At 67.3% G+C, this 17,647-nt stretch carries 13 protein-coding genes; all 13 read left to right on the forward strand.

Annotated features, from left to right (window positions below; all coding sequences use genetic code 11):
• Positions 1-31: 31 nt before the first annotated feature.
• The 13 genes from DFO47_RS03365 to DFO47_RS03425 all read left to right on the forward strand — a co-directional run bounded on the left by DFO47_RS03365 (position 32) and on the right by DFO47_RS03425 (position 17,534).
• Positions 32-1,006 carry a hypothetical protein gene (locus tag DFO47_RS03365; protein ID WP_133830694.1) on the forward strand — a complete coding sequence of 325 codons (975 nt, stop codon included), beginning with the start codon at positions 32-34 and terminating at the stop codon, positions 1,004-1,006.
• Complete coding sequence (locus tag DFO47_RS03370; RefSeq protein WP_133830695.1) at positions 1,006-1,728, forward strand: hypothetical protein; 723 nt, start codon at positions 1,006-1,008, stop codon at positions 1,726-1,728. The genes DFO47_RS03365 and DFO47_RS03370 overlap by 1 nt, the downstream gene beginning before the upstream one ends.
• Positions 1,729-1,801: 73 nt before the next feature.
• Positions 1,802-2,608 (forward strand): hypothetical protein, encoded by an 807-nt coding sequence (locus tag DFO47_RS03375; protein ID WP_133830696.1) that lies wholly within the window; start codon positions 1,802-1,804, stop codon positions 2,606-2,608.
• Positions 2,605-3,336, forward strand: a complete 732-nt coding sequence (locus DFO47_RS03380; protein WP_133830697.1) for a hypothetical protein — start codon at positions 2,605-2,607, stop codon at positions 3,334-3,336. Before DFO47_RS03375 ends, DFO47_RS03380 begins: the two co-directional genes overlap by 4 nt.
• Before the next feature lie 52 nt (positions 3,337-3,388).
• Positions 3,389-3,925, forward strand: coding sequence for a hypothetical protein (locus DFO47_RS03385; protein ID WP_133830698.1), 537 nt, complete (start codon positions 3,389-3,391; stop codon positions 3,923-3,925).
• The gene (locus DFO47_RS03390) at positions 3,925-4,941 is read left to right on the forward strand and encodes a hypothetical protein (RefSeq protein WP_133830699.1); all 1,017 of its coding nucleotides are present in this window, start codon (positions 3,925-3,927) and stop codon (positions 4,939-4,941) included. Before DFO47_RS03385 ends, DFO47_RS03390 begins: the two co-directional genes overlap by 1 nt.
• A gap of 94 nt (positions 4,942-5,035) precedes the next feature.
• On the forward strand, positions 5,036-7,312 hold the full coding sequence (gene mobL / locus DFO47_RS03395; RefSeq protein WP_166651670.1) for a relaxase MobL: 2,277 nt from the start codon (positions 5,036-5,038) through the stop codon (positions 7,310-7,312).
• Between the two features lie 160 nt (positions 7,313-7,472).
• A complete protein-coding gene (locus DFO47_RS03400; RefSeq protein ID WP_071416492.1) occupies positions 7,473-8,012 on the forward strand; it encodes a hypothetical protein in 540 nt (179 codons plus the stop codon).
• An 87-nt stretch (positions 8,013-8,099) separates the two neighbouring features.
• Complete coding sequence (locus DFO47_RS03405; RefSeq protein WP_133830700.1) at positions 8,100-8,894, forward strand: hypothetical protein; 795 nt, start codon at positions 8,100-8,102, stop codon at positions 8,892-8,894.
• Positions 8,895-8,919: 25 nt separating this feature from the next.
• The gene (locus tag DFO47_RS03410) at positions 8,920-9,192 is read left to right on the forward strand and encodes a hypothetical protein (RefSeq protein ID WP_071416490.1); all 273 of its coding nucleotides are present in this window, start codon (positions 8,920-8,922) and stop codon (positions 9,190-9,192) included.
• A 153-nt stretch (positions 9,193-9,345) separates the two neighbouring features.
• Positions 9,346-11,112 (forward strand): AAA family ATPase, encoded by a 1,767-nt coding sequence (locus DFO47_RS03415; RefSeq protein ID WP_133830701.1) that lies wholly within the window; start codon positions 9,346-9,348, stop codon positions 11,110-11,112.
• 132 nt (positions 11,113-11,244) lie between these two features.
• On the forward strand, positions 11,245-13,314 hold the full coding sequence (locus tag DFO47_RS03420; RefSeq protein ID WP_133830702.1) for a hypothetical protein: 2,070 nt from the start codon (positions 11,245-11,247) through the stop codon (positions 13,312-13,314).
• A 125-nt stretch (positions 13,315-13,439) separates the two neighbouring features.
• Positions 13,440-17,534 carry a type IV secretory system conjugative DNA transfer family protein gene (locus DFO47_RS03425; RefSeq protein ID WP_133830703.1) on the forward strand — a complete coding sequence of 1,365 codons (4,095 nt, stop codon included), beginning with the start codon at positions 13,440-13,442 and terminating at the stop codon, positions 17,532-17,534.
• Positions 17,535-17,647: the final 113 nt, after the last annotated feature.

Consider the following 17,647-nt stretch of genomic DNA (forward strand, 5'->3'; position numbering starts at 1 on the left):
ATGACCATTACAGATAGACTTGGAGTCATATATGAGGACAACGCGAGAAAGGGCGGGCATCGTGACGAGTGCGGACGATGATGCGCGTGGCAGGGCCGGGGACACGGTCAAGGACGAGGACGGCGCGCCGAAGAAGCTGAAGGCCCCCGCCACCCGCAGGCGGGTCAGCGGGGTCGAACTCGAGGCCCGCTTCGAGGGCTGGCGCTCCGAGCGGCGCGGAGAGCGGCAGGCACGCACTCCGGAGGAGTCGGCGCGGCGGACGCGCCTGGTTTTGAGCGCCGCAATGGGCGTGGCGATCCTCGGGCTCGCGGCGGCCGCGGGAGTGAGCGGCAAGGGATTCGAGGTGGAGCACGCGGCAAACGCCGACCGGATCTCCGCGCTCCAGGTCCAGATCGAGGATGCCAGGAGCACTCCGGTCGCCCCGGATCTGCCCGGAAAGATGACGCGGCTGATGGAGGCAGCCGCAAAGGACGCCCAGAAGGTCGCGGAGGCCCAGCAGCGCTTCGCTCAGCTGCACCACGAGGCGGCGACACAGCCCAATGCGGGCAACGGTACGCCGAACGCGGCGACACTGCAGATCGCCGAGCACCGCCGGACGCTGGCACCCCTGTTCAGCCCGCGCTCGTTCCTGGCCGACGAGAAGGGGGCCTACTCCCGGACCTCTGTGACGCCGTTCGACCCGAGCACGCAGATCGACCCGCGGTTCCCCTGGTACGTGCGCTACGAGGGTTTGAAGGCTTCCTCGCCTGGAGCGTACGCCTGGTCGGTCGAGTCGGTAATGCCGGACCTCGCCACCCAGGACGCCACGGGCACCACGCGCACGGCGCGGGTGATCTGGCTGTGCCGGGACACCGCGGGTGGACAGGTGCTGGCGTGGGCGAACGCGGCCTACTCCTACGACGGGAAGGCCGGGACTTTCGCGGATCTCAAGGTCGTGGTGACCGCCGCCGGCGCGGAGCACCAGCAGGGCGCATCGACGACGGGTAACGGAAGCGGAGAGGGCTGATGATGCAGGAGCAGCAGATTGACGGCACGGACGAAACGGCAGCGCCGGAACCGGGCTTCATGCGGCGCAACGCCCTGGTGGTCGGGGTCGCGGTACTGCTGGTTACCGCCGTGACGGTGACCGGCCTGACATGGGGGTCCCAGCGCAGTGCACTGGATCAGCAGCAGCAGACGATCACGGGCCTTCAGGGCCAGCTTGCCTCGGTCGGGACCGCGAAGTCCGAGCAGGTCGAGCAGGATGTCATGCAGTCGCTCGGCGTGAGCCAGAGCCGGATCCACGACGACACGCAGATCGTGGACCGCCTGGTGAAGACGGCATTCACCTGGGACTCCGGCCAGGCCTACGAGGCCGCTCGCCGGGACCTGAAAGAGCGCTACCACCTGTCCGAGGACGAGCAGTTCCTGAAGCAGTTCATGCCGCCGGCGCGCTTCAACGAAGACGCCGCGGGCAAGCGCTACTACTACATCGACACCCAAGGGCTGAACTCGGCGGTCAATGCCGACGCGGACCTCGAGGTCGTGAAGGTCACCGCGGACGAGTACAAGTATGCCGTGCAGATCGAGGTGGCGGCTACCTCCGATGCGGTGTCCCAGAACAAGGTGGCACCGGACCGGGTCAAGTCGTACCGGACCGTGCTGGTGTACCTCACCGTCGACGCGCAAGGGAAGGTCTCTGGCCTGTCCGCCATTCCCGCTGGCGGTTCGACTCGTCATTCCAGATGATCCGACTCCCTTTCGACTCATCTTCTTGATAGAGTTGTACTGGTACTCGAGACGAAGAGCGAGTTGAGGGGCAATGGCATCGACAAAGATCGGCGAGTCGGGTGTGCAGGCTGACAAGCCTGTCCGCAAGACCCGCTTCGTGGCCGCGCCGGACGCCGGTGCGGCACCGGGCGACGCCGACCCCACTGGGGACGGAAATGTCCCGGGTGCGCTGATGAGCCGCCGGGCGGCCATCGGCGGGGTGTGCACGGGGGCAGCTGCGCTGCTCTGCTTCCTGGTCGGCGCAGGTCTCTCTGGTGGCGAGGCCACCGTCAGCCAAGACAAGGCTCAGCAAATCGTCTCCCTGCGCGAGCAGATCCGCACCGCCGCGGTGCGCACCGACGCCCTCCCGGAGGCCAAGGACGCTGACCGCGCCCTGGTCACGGCACAGGGAGCTGCGGAACAGATCGCCCGGTTGCAGAACGAGTACCGCTACCTGACACCCTCGGTGGCGGACTCGGGCGGGACGCTGGACCAGGCTGCCGCCGAGCCGACGCGCCGGAACCTCACCCCGTACTTCGCCCCCGACGTCGGGCAGGCCACTCTCCAACCCTGGTACCTGCTGGCCTCCGACAAGGACGTCGCCGCGGGCAACGAGATTCCGATGAGCTTCGACTCCGGCTTCAAGTGGGTCGCCCAGCGCCCTTACTCGGTCGAGGTGGACGGCACGATCCGGGTCACCTGGTTGGCGGTGCAGACCCGCCCGGCGGCCGGGCAGGCCCCGGCGGTACTGGCCTGGGCCCGGGCTGACTACGACATGACCCGCAAGAGCTTCTCCGGGGTCCAGACCGGAACGACGACCACGGGCGAGGCCCTGCGGCAGGAGGTGAAGGCACCGTGATCGAGGACGTGAAGGACTGGGTGCGCGCGAGGGCCGGGAAGGTCCTGGTCTGCAGCACCGGAACGCTGCTGGCGCTGTCGCTGCTCTCTCTGGCCCCGGCGCTGCTGGCCGACGGTTCGGCGGACGCCGACGCCAAGGCCGACCAGCTCATCGTCCAGCTCCAGGGCAAGCAGGAGGACGCGCAGGCGGCACTTGAGACCAAGCATGCCCGGTTGCTGGCTGCCCTGCCGGGGATGGATGCCGAGCGGGCCGACCGGGACCGGGCCGCAGCGCGCTCGGTGCTGCTGAGCCTGACGGATTCTTCGGCCGCCTCGCGGACCGTCAAGGAGACGCAGGCCGCCCTCGACGCCCGGTACGGGTTTCTCGGGACCTCGTCCCGGACCCTCACCGAGTTCATCCCGGAGTGGATGGCAGCGACCGGTGCCGGAAAGGGCGCGGGGACGGCGTACCAGCTGGCCGACTTCGACGTCGACGTTGCCGCGGTGAAGGGCCTGGACTACTCCTACATCGGAGTGGCGCGCCTGGACCCGGTGTCCGCCGACGGCAAGTCCACGGCCAAAAGTGAGTACGTGGTCTTCACCTTCGCCACCGGACAGGACGGCACGGTCGCCTCGTTCGAAGCGTACCGGGCCTCGGGCCGGACGCGGGACCAGCTTGCCGCGCAGAGGCCACCTGCCTCTGCTTCACCGGCCGATACCGCCAGCCCCGGACCCAGCCACAGCGGCTGACCGGCGGGACACCCGCACAGACACGACACGACAACCACGAAGGACGAGACGAATGACGATCCAGACTCTGGACAAGACCGGCAGCGCGACCGAGCACGAAGCCCGCGTGGAGGCTGCCACTGCAGTCCCCGTCGAGAAGGCCCCGGTCAAGCCGAAGGCCGGGCGTGGCCCTTCGAAGCTGGCCGGCGCGCTGCGCCGCCTGGCCCCCGGGAAGGGCTCCGGCGGATCGCCGGTGCTGATCTGGGCGGTGTTCTTCCGCTCGGTCGTGCTCATCGCCGACTACGTGCTGGCCTCGATGACTGCGATGGTCGTGATCCCGATGCTCGGCGCGTGGCTGCACCGGCAGTCGGGCGCAGCAAGCGGCGACCTGACCATGGCCGGGACCGTCGCGATGTGGATCGCCCCGCTGCTGTTTGTGGTCCTGTTGCTGGCCGCCGCGGAGATCGCTGCGATGCGCGGGATGTGGCGCTGGTCCACCTGCCGGATCCAGGCTGTGCGCGACGCCCGCACCCCGGCGCTGGCCCCGGCCACCGCCGCCCCCAGGACCACCCGCCCGAGCAAGAAGACCAACCGGAAGAGGAGCAACTGATGCGCACTGCTGGACTGATGATGAACGACGTGTGGGCCGACCGGGCCCTGCGGGAGCGTGGCGTGCAGGCGCACCGCTACGACGGCCTCGATGCCCAGATCGGGGTGCTGGTCGACTCTGTCGAGCTCAAGCACCGCGGCAAGGAGGAGAACTACCGGCCCTACCTGCACGTCGTGGGCGAGCTGCGCTCGATCACTCCCGCCGAGCCGCTGCCGTACGGGATCACCCAGGTGACCTACTCGCACGGCCAGGGCGAGAAGGTCGACGCCTTCTACGAGTTCGACGACGAGCAGCTGGTCGCACTGGCGGCCAAGGGCTACTTCAGCCCTTCGTTCACCGTGCCCGACCAGCTCACGGGGATCGAGTGGGAGCTGCCCGCCAGGGTGGATGCCCTCGTGCTCACCCCGTCTGGGGACCAGGCCGATGCCCCCGTGGTCTTCATGAACGTGCACCGCATCGCCGATCTCGAGATCGACCTGGCCTCCACCGAGTACGACCTGGCGGCCTACTTCGCTGATCGCTCCAAGGATGGTCATGGTCCGGTTGAGTCCGTCGTCGACCAGCGGGGCCTGCGGGCCCGCTCCGACGCGATCAACTCGCTGTTCAGCGAGGACGAGCTCGACTTGGTCGCGCAGGCGGAGAACCTCCAGCGGCCGGAGGCGCAGCAGCCGGCTGCCGAGGGCGTCACCGCGCAGTTGCTGGCGGTCGAGGCCGAGATCACCGCGGAGCGCGAGCAGTATCAGGCTGAGCTGGAGCGCACTGAGGGCACGCCCGAGCACCTGTACCACCAGCGTGTGGCCCCGGCCCTGCACCTGGACGGACCGGAGGATACTGCCGCCCCTGCGGACGCGGAGCCGGATGCCGGCGCGACCCACGATCTGGACTTTGGTCTGGATGAGGAGGCCACCGGGCAGGAGGTGCCCGCGCCGACGCTCGAGGAGCGCAAGCGCGAGGCCTCCCGCCGCGCCGCCGACCTCGACTTCGGCGAGGAAGACGGGCACGGTCTGGGCCACTGAGGCCGAGGCGGGCAGAGCAGTCAGGACGGGCCCCGGTCGCTGGAGGACAGCGGCCGGGTTTCTGTGCATTCACACGACGGAGGTATGAGGCGGGATGGGCCTGAAGCAGTCAGTGGTCATCGTCAACGAGTTCAGTGTGCCGCTGCCCGGCGGCAAGGGGTCCCGGGGCGGCACCCCCGGCGACTACGTCACCCGGTACATGGCGCGCGAGCAGGCGACTGAGTCGCTCGCGCCGATCCAGCGGCTGCGCACGGACGACTTCATCCTGCGCTATATGGCCCGCGAGAGCGCGGTCGAGCGCGCAGGGACGAGCAGGGTCGAGGCCAAGACGACAATGCGCCAGGCCCAGGGCGATGGCGGCGTGGCCTTCGGCTACGGCTCAGTGTCGCTCTCCGACGAGCAGCTGCGGGCTGCGTCCCGGGACATCCAGAAACACTTCGAGAGCGGCAAGACGGTGCTGAAGACCGTGCTCTCCTTCGATGAGGAATACCTGAAACGGCACCGCATCGTCGGCGAGGACTTTCACTGCGAAGGCCGCGGGGACTACCGCGGCCACATCGACCAGATGAAGCTGCGGATGGCGATCATGCACGGGCTGGAGCGGATGAGCTCGGGCACGAGCGGTTTCGACGACCTGCGCTACGTCGGCGTGATCCAGGTCGACACCGAGCACGTCCACTGCCACCTGGCGATGGTCGACGCCGGACACGGCCGCCTGGCCAAGGACGGCACCCAGCGGGGCAAGCTTCTGGATCGGCACAAGTCCCGGTTGCGGCGCGGCGTGGACGCCTGGCTGGACGAGAAGCAGGTCGTCGCGCACCTGTCCAGCGCCGTCGGATACGAGCGCAGGAACGTGACGACCTTCATCAAGCGCTGGGCACACGAGCGCATGCGCTCAGAGGCCCTCCCCCAGTTCCTGCTGGCCTGCCTGCCCGCCGACCGCTCGCTGTGGCGCGCCGGAACCAACGATCTGCGGATGCGCAAAGCCAACCGTCTGGTCTCCGAGCTGGTGGCCGAGCAGCTGGAGCGGCCGGGCTCTCCGCTGCCGGCGGCAATGGAGAGGGTCGTGGAGTACGCCAATCAGCGCCGCGAGGCCGAGGGCCTGCCCACCGACGCGTGGCAGCGCCTGGTCGACGCGGGCCGCAACCAGATCACCGAGCGGGCGGTCAACGGGGTCTACCAGATGCTGCGCGCCCTGCCCGAGGAGGAGCTGCGGGTGCGTACGCCGATGCTTGAGGTGATGGGTATGGACTACGCCGAGATGGCCGCCCTGGCCGCAGAGCGCCAGCAGCAGCACGGCAGCTCGGAGGACGATGTCGTCTCCTTCGGCTTCCGGCTGCGCAGCTATGCCTCCCGCCTGCAGCATCACAAGTCCAAGGCCAGCGCCTACCGCGACCTGGCCCGGCAATGGGAGCGTGCCGAGAAGGCCGAAGTGGCCGTAGAGGACTCCCGGCCGCTCTACGACTTCTACCGCTACGAAGAGGACTGGCACCGGCGGGTGATGAGCAAGTACCAGCACTTCCTACCGTTTGTCGGCGACGCCAGCCAGTGGTACGCCCAGCAGCAGGAGGTCGCCGCGTACGGCCAGCGCCTGCTCTCGCTGATGGCGCTGCGCCAGGACGCCTCGCTGCAGCGGATGAAGGACGCCGACCAGGCCGAGGAGATGGGCCGCGAGATCTACGGCCAGCCCGGCGGACGGCACCTGACCGCGGGCAAGGCCGGACGGGCGGTCCTGGACGCGCGCATCGAGACGATGAAGCAGGTCTACGACGAACGGCTCCAGGAGCTGCGCACCGACCTGGCCGACTCGGGGCTGGTGCTCGTCGCCGGTCCTGCTGACCAGCGCCGCGCCGTCGCCGGCGGGGATCCGGAGGTCTCCACCCAGCTGTCGATCGAGACCGGGACGGTGCACCCCTTCGACGAGGTCAAGGCACTGGACCTGCATCACCTGGGCTACGACTTCGTGGCCGATGTCGAGATCGGCGAGCGGGCCCGGCGGGAGTTCACCGCAGCCGCGGCCGAACGCCGCCGGCTGCTGCTGGCGGCCATGGAGTACCTCGACCAGTCAGGCCAGTCCGAGGCGATCGCCGACCTCCCTGTCGACGACATCGCCGCGATGACCCGGGTCTCGCGGGAACTGGTTCCGGTGGAGGACGGCTCCACGCGGCCGGTTCTGCGTTCGAGGATCGCGGCGCTGCGCGAAGAGCAGGAACAGGCGGCCCGGATGCGCCGTTCGAAGGCCTCCTCGCTCGACGCCGGCCTGGTGGTGCGTGTCCAGCAGCGGGTCGACGCCGCGGTGGCTGGTGCCGGGGTCCTCCCCGGCCCCGAGCAGGAGCCGGCAGGCCGGTCCGACGGCATCCAGCACGAGTAGGGACACGAGTCGAAAGATCATTCGAATGGTTGCGGAATGCTCTATAGGAGTATTAGTGTATAGAGCAGTTCGGCACTGCACTTCGGGGCTTTGCTCGGACGACGTGAATGATCAAGGCCGTTCTGCCGAGTGGCGGACGGAACGACGAAAGGACGAGATCATGGCACTTCTCAAGGGCAAGGGCGCAATGACCGGGGTCAACCTCATCGCCAAGGTCTATGACAACGGCGCGACCAAGGACGGCAAGTCGCACTACGCCGACATCCAGGTCGACGCCCGCGACTCGCGCGGACCGGAGCAGAGCAACCTGCACCTGAAGTCCGAGCGCGTGAAGGGCCCGGACGGCAAGGAGCGCTTCGCCAACACCGCCCCCTACTCGGTGGGCCAGCTGGAGGAGATCGTCAAGGCCGCGGGCCCGAATACGGAGCCGCTGCTCAACAAGGACGGCGAGAAGGTCGGCACCGTCTACGGCTTCAAGGGCAACGTGATGCCGGCCTCGCGCGGCACCGGTCTGGTGGTCAACACCAAGTCCGTGGAGGCCAGCGACTTCAAGGTCGACGCCAAGACCCTGGACAACCAGTTCGCCTCCATGAAGGCGGCCAAGGAGGCCCAGGCGGCTGCCAAGCAGAGCCAGGCCGGTCCGGAGCAGACCGCCCAGGCCGAGCAGGTCGTCGAGGCCGAGGCCCCCGCGGTCGGCTGACACCGATCCACGGCTCAGCAGAACTCATTGAAAGGCCCCCGGAGAGACCTCTCCGGGGGCCTTTCGCATAGAGAGGAACGAATCATCATGGCAGATCTCAGTAAAAGTTCCCAGGGCCGACCGGAGCACGGCCAGCGCCCGACGTCGTACACGCCCGAGCAGCTGGCGGCGATCCGCGGGGCCACCCCCGATACCGGAGAGCAGCGGGGCCCGAGCTCGCAGGCGGGCCTCGGCGCGGTGCGGGGTCCCCGATACAGCGTGCCCTCCTCCCCCGCTCCCGGCCAGCCGGGCTCGAGGTTCAACCCCAACGTGGTCGAGCGGCGGCCGCGCCCGCAGGCTGAGCCGGCACCGGGGATGATCACTTCAGCGGATGTGCCGAAGCCGGAATCGTCCCGGCAGGAGCAGCCCCAGGCGAAGCAGGCCCATGCCGGCGGCACGGTTCAGGGTCCGGTGAAGGTCCCGCTCACCCAGCGGGCCGCCGGGTCGAAGGTCGGACAGGCCGTGCAGTCCGCGGGCCTCCGCGAGGGAGCCAGGCGGCTCGGCACCGAGGCCATGCAGGATGCCGCGGCCCACGCCCAACGTGCCCAGCAGTCTGGTGCATCGACCAGGGGCGTCGCCGCCAGCGCCGCCAGGGGAGCTGCCTTGGGTGCAGCCCGCGGGCTGCACACGGAGCTGGCCGGACATGGCGGACAGAAGGCCCCCCAGGGCTCCGCTGCCGGGGCGGACCTGGTCGGGCGGATGGGCTCGGTTGTCGGCCGTGGTGCTCAGGAGCAGCTGCCGGGCACCTCGCCGCAGGGACGGAAGCCGGTCAGCGAGAGGTACGACTATCAGTTCGAGGGCCAGGGCGGGCCCGAGGGCACCGAGCAGCAGCGCGGGGCCTGAGACAGGCGCGGAGGAGGAGAAGGCTATGGCGACGAACGATCCCAGCCCACTGAGCGGCACGAGCCTGCTGGAGCTGGGCCTGGACGAGATCACGGCCCCGGACGAGGGCAAGGACATGTGGGCGGAGGCCGGGCGCGCACTGGTCGACCGCGTGGGTGCCTCGATGCGTCAGCAGCGGGAGGCGAACGAGCGGGCACGGCGCGACCGGGAGTCCAGCAGGCCGCTGAGCGAGCGGTACGACTACCAGTTCGAGCAGGATGGGGCTTCGTCCCAGGAGGACCGCCAGCAGGGGCTGTGACCGCACCCCTACGGAGTGAATGGCCAGGAGGCCCCCGGATATGAGTCCGGGGGCCTTTCGCTGTCCTATCGCAGTCGAGCCGAATAGTGCCATGATAGACTTTCGACTGATCTATCAGATGAATTCAAGTCTTGGCGAGAGGTCTTCCACGGCATGTTCCATGAAGTGCACCTGAATGAGGGCTATCCGCTCCTGTCGAAGCTGTCGGACCCGCTCAAGAGGGCCGAGCGCGAGATCGTCGGCCGCGAGCACGAGAAGCTCCAGCTGCTGGCCTCGATGAGCAGGCCGGAGCTGTGCAACGCCCTGCTCCTGGCCGAGGCAGGTACGGGTAAGACCGCTCTCGTCCAGGCCACGATGGCCGCTGACGCCGAGCGGCTCTATCTCGAGGTCGATCCGTCCCGGATGATCTCCGAGGCCGGCGACTCGGACCGCATGGCCGCCATGCTCAAGGGCTTCTTCGACGAGGCCGAGCACTTCGTGGCGGACGAGAAGCAGGAGCTGGTCCTGTTCATCGACGAGTTCCACCAGATCATCCAGCTTTCCGATGCTGCGGTTGAGGCGATCAAGCCGGTGCTGGCGGCCTCCGGGGCACGCGGCATCCGAATCATCGCCGCGACGACCTATGACGAGTTCCACAGGCACATTGCGCCGAATCAGCCGCTGGTTGAACGGCTGCAGCGCATCAACTTGACGCCGCCGGACCAGGAGACGACGATCCGGATTCTGCAGGGCATGGCCGAGCACTACGACGTCGCCGACCAGTTCTACGACGATCACATCTACCGGCAGATCTATGAGTACACCGAGCGCTACATGCCGGCGAGCTCGCAGCCGCGCAAGTCGATCCTGGTGCTGGACAGCATGGTTGGCTGGCACCGCCTCACCAAGCGGGCGCTGGACCGCGATCTGCTCTCGGACGTGCTCCAGGAGTCCCTGGGCGTCAACGTTGCCTTCAAGGTCGACGGCGCGAAGATCAAGGAGCAGCTGGACTCGAAGGTGTTCAGCCAGGACCTGGCCACGCGTGCGGTCGCGCGGCGGCTGCAGCTGTCGGTCGCGGACCTGAACGACAAGGGCCGGCCGGAGGCCTCGCTGCTGTTCACGGGGTCGACCGGCGTGGGTAAGACCGAGCTTGCCAAGCAGCTGGCACGGCTGCTCTTTGGTGACGACCAGCGCCACCTGATCCGCTTCGACATGTCCGAGTACGCCCAGGACTCCTCGATGGACCTGTTCCGCTCCGAGCTGACGAAGCGGGTCTGGGACCTCTCGCACGCCGTACTGCTGTTCGACGAGGTCGAAAAGGCCTCGGCGATGGTCACCCGCCTGCTGCTGCAGGTGCTCGACGACGGCCGGCTCTCCGACGACAACAACCGCGAGGTCAGCTTCCTGAACACCTACATCGTCATGACGACGAACGCAGGCTCGGAGATTTACAAGACCATCGCGCAGTACGCGGCCGACGACACGGGCTCGGGCGAGCAGCTGCTGAAGTACGACAAGCTCATCCGCCGCTCGATCACCGAGACCTCGGCGGATAACCGCTTTCCGCCCGAGCTGTTGGGCCGTATCGACGCCATCGTCCCGTTCCAGCCGCTCTCTGAGGACACGCAGCGCAAGATTGTGCGCAACAAGCTGCGCCACATGGTGCAGGAGGTCCTCATCAAGCACAACGTGCGGGTGGACATCGACCAGAGGGTCCTGCAGTACCTCATCGACGACAAGGGCGACACCGACTCCAATGCCGGCGGTGCCCGTGGCGCGGTGGCGAAGATGACCGACGAGGTCACCACCGGAGTGGCGACGTTCATCAACGAGCATCCCTCTGAGCGGCGGATCCGGATCGACGTCGTCGGCGAGTTGGCGAGCGACCACAAGGACATGCTCACCTCCGAAGCGTGCATCGAGGTGAGCGCCGTGCGCTGATCTGCGCCAGCGGCCATTGCGGGCCATTCGGCGTCGTGTCGGATTGCCTATCATTGCACCAATCGACTTATAAGCGATAGGATACTCATAAACCAGGCGAACTGCGTTTCATCATCGAAGGGATCGACACCAATGGGCATTCTGGGCACGGCTGCGGGAAGCCGGAACAAGGATCGGAAGAAGAAGCCTGACGAGCTGCTGTCGTCCGTGGTCAGGGAGACGGCGATCCCCGCAGCAGTCGAACTGCTGCGGTCGAACGCGAAGTTCGTCTTCCCCAGCGGCACGGCGTGGGTCATGCTCGTGCTGGCCGCCGAGTCCATCGGAGGGCTGAGCAAGCGGCACGGCCGCGACGAGGCGAAGGGCTCGCTCATCGAGCTCATTGACTCCGACCAGATCAAGACCGTCGCCACGGCAGAGATGCTGGGCGAAGAGGTCTTCGGCATCATCCCCAACACGGAGACGCTTGCGCGCATGGAGGAGTACTCGCTCCTGGCTGGCGCGGAGTACTCCTGGGCCGTCGTCTGGCAGAAGCCCAGCGGCGAGCTGTTGGTGGACCTGGTAGCCGAGGCCACGTTCAAGCAGGCCCAGGAGGTCGCTTCCGGCACGCTGAGCCTCGAGGAGGCTGTCGGAGCGCAGGCCTGGCGCGAGCACAGCGGCGTCACCACCGACGAGCCCGGGACCCTTCCCGCGTCGGACGCGGACGCTGTTGCTGCCGTGGATACCGCCGACGAGGGTGACCCGATCTTCGACTCGATCCCCGGCGGGGACGAGGGTGCCGGTGACGAGCCGGTCTTCGACGCTGCGGGCGATGAGCCCGTGTTCGACGACGAAGCCGTCGACTTCGGAGACGAGGACGCGGCCCCGGTTGCGGTGGAGCCGGAGCCCGGCTTCGACGGCACGGCCGGCTTCGAGGAGTTCGATGAGGAGTCCGGTCCCGTGACCGCCGACGATACGGCGTACGCCCCGGCTGAGGAGGAAGCCGTCCTGCTGGAGAACCAGGAGCAGGTGCGCGAGGTCATCGCCCGCCGCTTCCTCTCCGAGGACCTGGACCTCGACGTGCGCCTGGACGAGTTCAATGCGACCTTCGCCATCGGCGCGCCTGTCGTGCAGATCGAGGTGCCGCAGGGTGCGACCGAATGGCTCGGCGACCAGGTCGCCCAGCTCAACCGGCAGGCCAACGCCGATCTTGCCCAGCTGCGGTGGGCGCACGAGGACGAACTGCGCACGCTGTACGTGAACCTCATGTCGGCCCACGTCGAGCAGGTCATCCGTGACGTGGCCACCGACCGCGAGGGCTCGCGCTACAAGGCACTCAAGGACGGCACCGAGGCGGCGCACCGCGAGCGGGAGTCCGAGAAGGAACAGCGGATCCGCACCCGCAAGGCCGAGATCGTCCAGGACTACGAGGCCCAGGCGAAGAAGCTCGCCGAGCAGGCCGCCCTCCAGGCGGAGATCCAGTACAAGGAGCGCAACCGCTCCCGCATGGAGCGCGAGCAGGCCGACGCTGTCGCCGAGATCGAGCGGGTGCTCGAGAACTCCTACTCGCACGACCGCCAGGAGATCCTGCGCGTGCGCCGCTCCGACGCCGCCCTGAAGATGCAGGTCGGCACTACGCGGATCTTCGAGGTCCTGGCCGAGAAGCAGAAGGCCTACCTCGAGGCCGAGGAGCAGCGTCTGGGGCAGTGGAAGGCCGAGATCCAGCGGATCGTCGACGACAACCGCAAGGCGGACATCGCCCAGGCCGAGGCTCTGGCAGAGCACCAGCGCACTACCGACGAGATCGGCGTCCTGCGCCGCGAGCAGGAGGCGCTGCTGGAGTCGATCCGCAACGAGCACGCCGACCGCATCCGCCGGATGGAGGACGAGCTTGACCGCAACCGCAAGGACGCGATCACCCAGATGCAGGCCCGCGAGACGGAATGGCAGCACAGCCTGTCCCTCGAGAAGGAGAAGACCGACTCGGCCACGCAGCGCAACACGGACCTGCTGCAGCAGATGGAGGTTGTCGAGGACTCGGTCAAGCGCCGTTACGAGGCGCGGCTGGAGGAGATGGCTGCGGACAAGGAGTCCTACGCCAGCGAGCTGGCAAGGGCTTCGGAGATCCAGAGCCGCTACAACAAGATGCTCATCGCCCTGATCGTCGCGCTGCCCGTGCTCGGCGGCCTCGCCGGCTTCATCGGCGGGGCAGCCATGGGCGGCTGATCCGACTCGGAGATCGACGGGGTCTGACGGCGCATGGGGCTCGCACCCCGTGCGCCGTCGGCGTCTTCCGCAATCACAACAGGCGCAGGACACACAGACACACGCGGAAACAGGCAGGGAGAACCATGGCAGGCAGCAAGCGCAGGGCGGCACGGCCCAAGGCCAGCGGCTGGGAGAAGATCTCGGCGCGTCGGCCGGAGGAGACGCTGACGAACCGGGACGTCTATGAAGACCAGCAGCTGGACCGCGGCGAGCGGCTGAGCAAGAAGTCGAACACGTCGGGCCTCGTGCTCGCCGGCGTCGCGGGCCTGCTGGTCGCGATCGTGGCGTGGGTGCTGTACTCGGTCATTGCTACGGCAGTGCTCACGCTCGGGGCGACGATGGGCGGTGGCCTGGGCGGAAACAGCGGCGGAAAGCCGGACTCGTACTACGTGGAGGACACCACGACAGGCCAGGGCGGGGCCCCGATGACGTGTTACCGCGCCGTCAACGAGAAGGGTAACCCCGAGATCGGCTCGAAGTGCTACCCGGATCTCAAGGACGTCCCGGTGCCAGCGTGGTGGACCCACGCAGGCAGCGCCGCCCAGGACGCCCCGAAGGCTGACCAGGGGGCCACGCCCACGGCGACGAACGTCGGCGGGCAGCTGGGGTCCGTCACCGGGTTCAAGCTCTTCCTGACGCTGGGATCGGGCGCGCTGGTCATGATCGTGATCTCCACCTGGACCGGACGCCAGGTCGCCAAGCACAACGCGACGGTCGACCACACGGACATCAACGACCACCGCAACGACCAGCACATCGCGCTGCCGGAGGAGGTCCAGCAGAACTATGACTGGTTCCCGGACGCCGGTGCGCACTCGGGGGTGCAGGTCAGCTCGATGATCAGTCACATGATGCTCAGCAAGAAGGGGCTGGGCACGGTCAAGGTCTCCCGGCGCGCAGAGTCCGACGTGATTGACCAGGACGGCAACATCGTCTACTACAAGGGTGAGGTCATGGACGGCGACGACGGCGAGCCGCTGGTCGAGACCCTGCCGCTGATCGACGAGGAGTTCGGCGAGGCGCTCTTTGACGCCTCGGGCCTGCCCCGGGACAAGCGGCTGCGCCGGAAGTATGACGCAACGGTGATCCCGTACAACCCGCCGACCGAGGAGAGCCGGCGCAAGGCCAAAGAGGCGAAGGACCCTGGGAAGCTCCAGGGCGCGAACCGTGACAAGCTCGGGCCCTACCGTACGGTGTCGGACCTGATCACCGATGACTGGGAGTTCCCGGCGTACGAAGTCCAGCGCCCTGCCGGTGCCTACATCGTCGACACTGCTCCCGTGAACACGATGGTGCTGGCCATCACCAGGGCGGGCAAGGGTCAGACCTACATCGAGCCGATGATCGACATGTGGTCGCGGGAGAAGAAGCCCTCGAACATGGTCATCAACGACCCCAAGGGCGAGCTGCTCGTCAAGAATTACATCCCGCTGGTCACGCGCGGCTTCGAGCCGGTGCAGTTCAACCTGATCAACGCGATGAAGACCGACATCTACAACCCGCTGGGCATGGCCGCCGACGCCGCCCGCGAGGGCGACTCGACCAAGTGCGCGCTCTACATCGAGAACATCGGCGAGGTTTTCTTCCCGCTGGACGGCGGTGAGGACCCGGTCTGGCCGAACGCGGCGAACAACGCCTTCAAACGGGCCGCCTACGGTCTCATCGACTACTACCTCGAGGAGGAGCGTGAGCTGCGCGAGTACGCAGCAGCCACCGGCATGGACCCGGGCACGCTGGAGCAGCGGCTGGACGACATGTGGGGAAAGGTCACGCTGTACAACTGCTACCAGCTCTTCGTGCAGCTGACCTCGAAGAAGTGGAAGAACCCCGCTGCCGAGCTGGAGAAGCGCATCAAGAACGGCGAGTTCGAAGAGGACGAGGACGCCCTGGCCGAGGAGCAGGCCAAGGTCGCCGAGAAGGACTTCCTATGGGAGGGCAAGGCCGAGCAGGACCTGCTCACGCTCTACTTCAACGCCACCCAGGCCCTGCCGCGCAACTCGATGCGCACGCTCGTCGGCAACGCCCACAACGCCCTGGTCGCCATGGCCGGTGCGGAGAAGATGATGTCCTCGGTCTACGGCATCGCGATCACGGGCATGAGCTTCTTCACCGACCCGACGATCTCGACCCTGACCTCGGGCAAGCCGAGCCAGAACACTGACCTGGCGGGCCTGTCCTTCCCGCGGCGGCTGGGCGTGCGGTTCTCGCCGAACTTCATGAAGCGCGACCACCTGCTCGGGCAGATGGCGAGCTGGTCGGCGTACGCGGACCCGATGTTCACCCAGAACCTTGGCAAGGACTTCGAGCACTCGGAGATCGTCGGCCGCGTGGGCTGGGCGCGCTACAACTTCAAGGGAATCTTCCCCGGCGACGAGGCTTGGCTGAAGCTGGAGCTGAAGAACCCGCAGAGCGGCATGCTCGTGCGCACTTTCTACTTCCACTTCCGCAAGAGCTGCCAGCTCTCCCTCAACGGCCGGCACTTCGTGGTCGAGCCGGTCACCGGCAAGAAGATCGTGAAGAACGGCGTGCTGCGCGAGCTGCGACCGGTGCGGGAGGGTGGCACCCGCGACGGGAAGATCCTCTCGTTCCAGCCCGGCGACACGACCTTTCCGAGCCGCAAGCTGGACTTCTCCGGCGGAGGGCACCCTGAGGAGGTCGAGGTCCGGGCGCGCGCGATCACGCAGACGATGGCGCGGTACTCGGAGTCGCCCAAGGCGGTCTTTCTCGTCACTCCCCCGCACCTGATGAAGTACGCCAAGCTGATCCTGATCCTGGTCAAGCAGCTGGTGGACGTCTCGTTTGACCAGTCGTACATGACCAAGTCGAACCAGAAGCCGCTCTACCGCACCCGGTTCATGCTCGACGAGCTCGGCAACCTGCAGTCCGACGGTAATGGCATCGCCGGCTTCGAGACCATGCTCTCCATCGGCCTCGGCCAGGAGCAGCAGTTCACGCTTATCCTGCAGACGCTGCAGCAGCTGCGCGACGTCTACGGCGAGTCGGTCGACAAGATTGTGCAGGGAAACACGAGCAACATCGTCTTCCTCAAGTCGACCGACGACTCGATGATTGAGACGCTGGAGAAGATGAGCGGCAAGACTCACCGTACCCACGCCAGCTCGAAGCAGATCACGCAGAACCTGGACAAGGTGGTCGGCGGGAAGACGGACGGAGCGATTTCGCGCACCTGGTCGACGGAGGAGGAGCCGCTGATCAAGTACAACGATTTCGCCTTCCTCTCGCCGCGCAACTCGATCGTGCTGCGCGCCGGCGACGCGCCGGTCTGGAACCGCAACGAGACGATCCTGCCGATGTCATTCAAGCTGCTCGGCAACACGATCACCCACCCGGGGCACGAGTACTCGCTGCAGACGATCCCCACGCTCAGCTCCGCGATGGAGTTCGACGTGCGCATGAACCAGCCGGACTTCGTCAAGATGCTCGACAAGCGCATGGCCCAGGCGGTCAGGGCGGCCGACGCCAAGACGCTCTACCAGGAGACGTACGACTACAAGGACATCGACATCGAGCGCCTCGACCCGGACGTCTACTCGGACGAGGTCATGGAGGTCATCACGCGGATGGTTTTCACCGACGAGAGTGGCGATCCCAATGCCCCGGTGGTCGTGGACCCGGACGACTACGAGGCCATGATGCTGGGCAACGACGAGGAGTTCCTGGAGGACGTGGAGGTGGCCGCGACCGTGGCTGCCCACCAGGCGACGCAGAAGGACCACAAGCGCCTGGTCTACGCCGAGGGCACGGTCAGCAAGGAGATGCTGATCAATCTCGACGGCTCGGCGAAGGTCAAGGCCCTGGACCTTGAGATTGGTGAGGCGTACAAGACCGCGCTGGTGGAGATGCAGCGGGACCGCGAGCACTTCTCAGTCGGCGGGGACGGCGAGCTGCGCAGCGCCGACGGGTCAAAGACCTACATCAGCCAGGTCCGTTCCGATGCCTACACCGACGCCGCCCGCAGGATCAACGGCCAGATCAGCGACGAGGGCTCGCGCGTGTTCGCCGAGCAGGACGTGACCGAGGAGGATCTGCGGTCGCTGGCCACGGTCAAGGTGCACGCCGCCTTTTACACGTACCTGGCCTCGCTGCCCAGCTGGGAGGTCCTGGCCGACGGGGCTTTCGACCGGGCCATGGCCGTAGAGATGAAGTCCCGGGGGTAGTGCCGGCGGGTCTATTCGCTCCGTGCCGGGACAGTCGATGCAATTCGACTGTCCCGGCATTCGTCTTTTGGCTCGTTTCTGACTCGTCTATCGCCTCCATTCGAATCATAAGG

The organism is Arthrobacter sp. AG258, from assembly GCF_004364695.1.
Taxonomy (GTDB): domain Bacteria; phylum Actinomycetota; class Actinomycetes; order Actinomycetales; family Micrococcaceae; genus Arthrobacter.

Bases quoted from the DNA above. Each gene is read 5' to 3' on its own strand.
- DFO47_RS03365 (WP_133830694.1), top strand. From the start codon at position 32: ATGAGGACAACGCGAGAAAGGGCGGGCATCGTGACGAGTGCGGACGAT.
- DFO47_RS03390 (WP_133830699.1), top strand. From the start codon at position 3,925: ATGCGCACTGCTGGACTGATGATGAACGACGTGTGGGCCGACCGGGCC.
- DFO47_RS03385 (WP_133830698.1), top strand. From the start codon at position 3,389: ATGACGATCCAGACTCTGGACAAGACCGGCAGCGCGACCGAGCACGAA.
- DFO47_RS03410 (WP_071416490.1), top strand. From the start codon at position 8,920: ATGGCGACGAACGATCCCAGCCCACTGAGCGGCACGAGCCTGCTGGAG.
- DFO47_RS03400 (WP_071416492.1), top strand. From the start codon at position 7,473: ATGGCACTTCTCAAGGGCAAGGGCGCAATGACCGGGGTCAACCTCATC.
- DFO47_RS03415 (WP_133830701.1), top strand. From the start codon at position 9,346: ATGTTCCATGAAGTGCACCTGAATGAGGGCTATCCGCTCCTGTCGAAG.
- DFO47_RS03425 (WP_133830703.1), top strand. From the start codon at position 13,440: ATGGCAGGCAGCAAGCGCAGGGCGGCACGGCCCAAGGCCAGCGGCTGG.
- DFO47_RS03370 (WP_133830695.1), top strand. From the start codon at position 1,006: ATGATGCAGGAGCAGCAGATTGACGGCACGGACGAAACGGCAGCGCCG.
- DFO47_RS03405 (WP_133830700.1), top strand. From the start codon at position 8,100: ATGGCAGATCTCAGTAAAAGTTCCCAGGGCCGACCGGAGCACGGCCAG.
- mobL (WP_166651670.1), top strand. From the start codon at position 5,036: ATGGGCCTGAAGCAGTCAGTGGTCATCGTCAACGAGTTCAGTGTGCCG.
- DFO47_RS03375 (WP_133830696.1), top strand. From the start codon at position 1,802: ATGGCATCGACAAAGATCGGCGAGTCGGGTGTGCAGGCTGACAAGCCT.
- DFO47_RS03420 (WP_133830702.1), top strand. From the start codon at position 11,245: ATGGGCATTCTGGGCACGGCTGCGGGAAGCCGGAACAAGGATCGGAAG.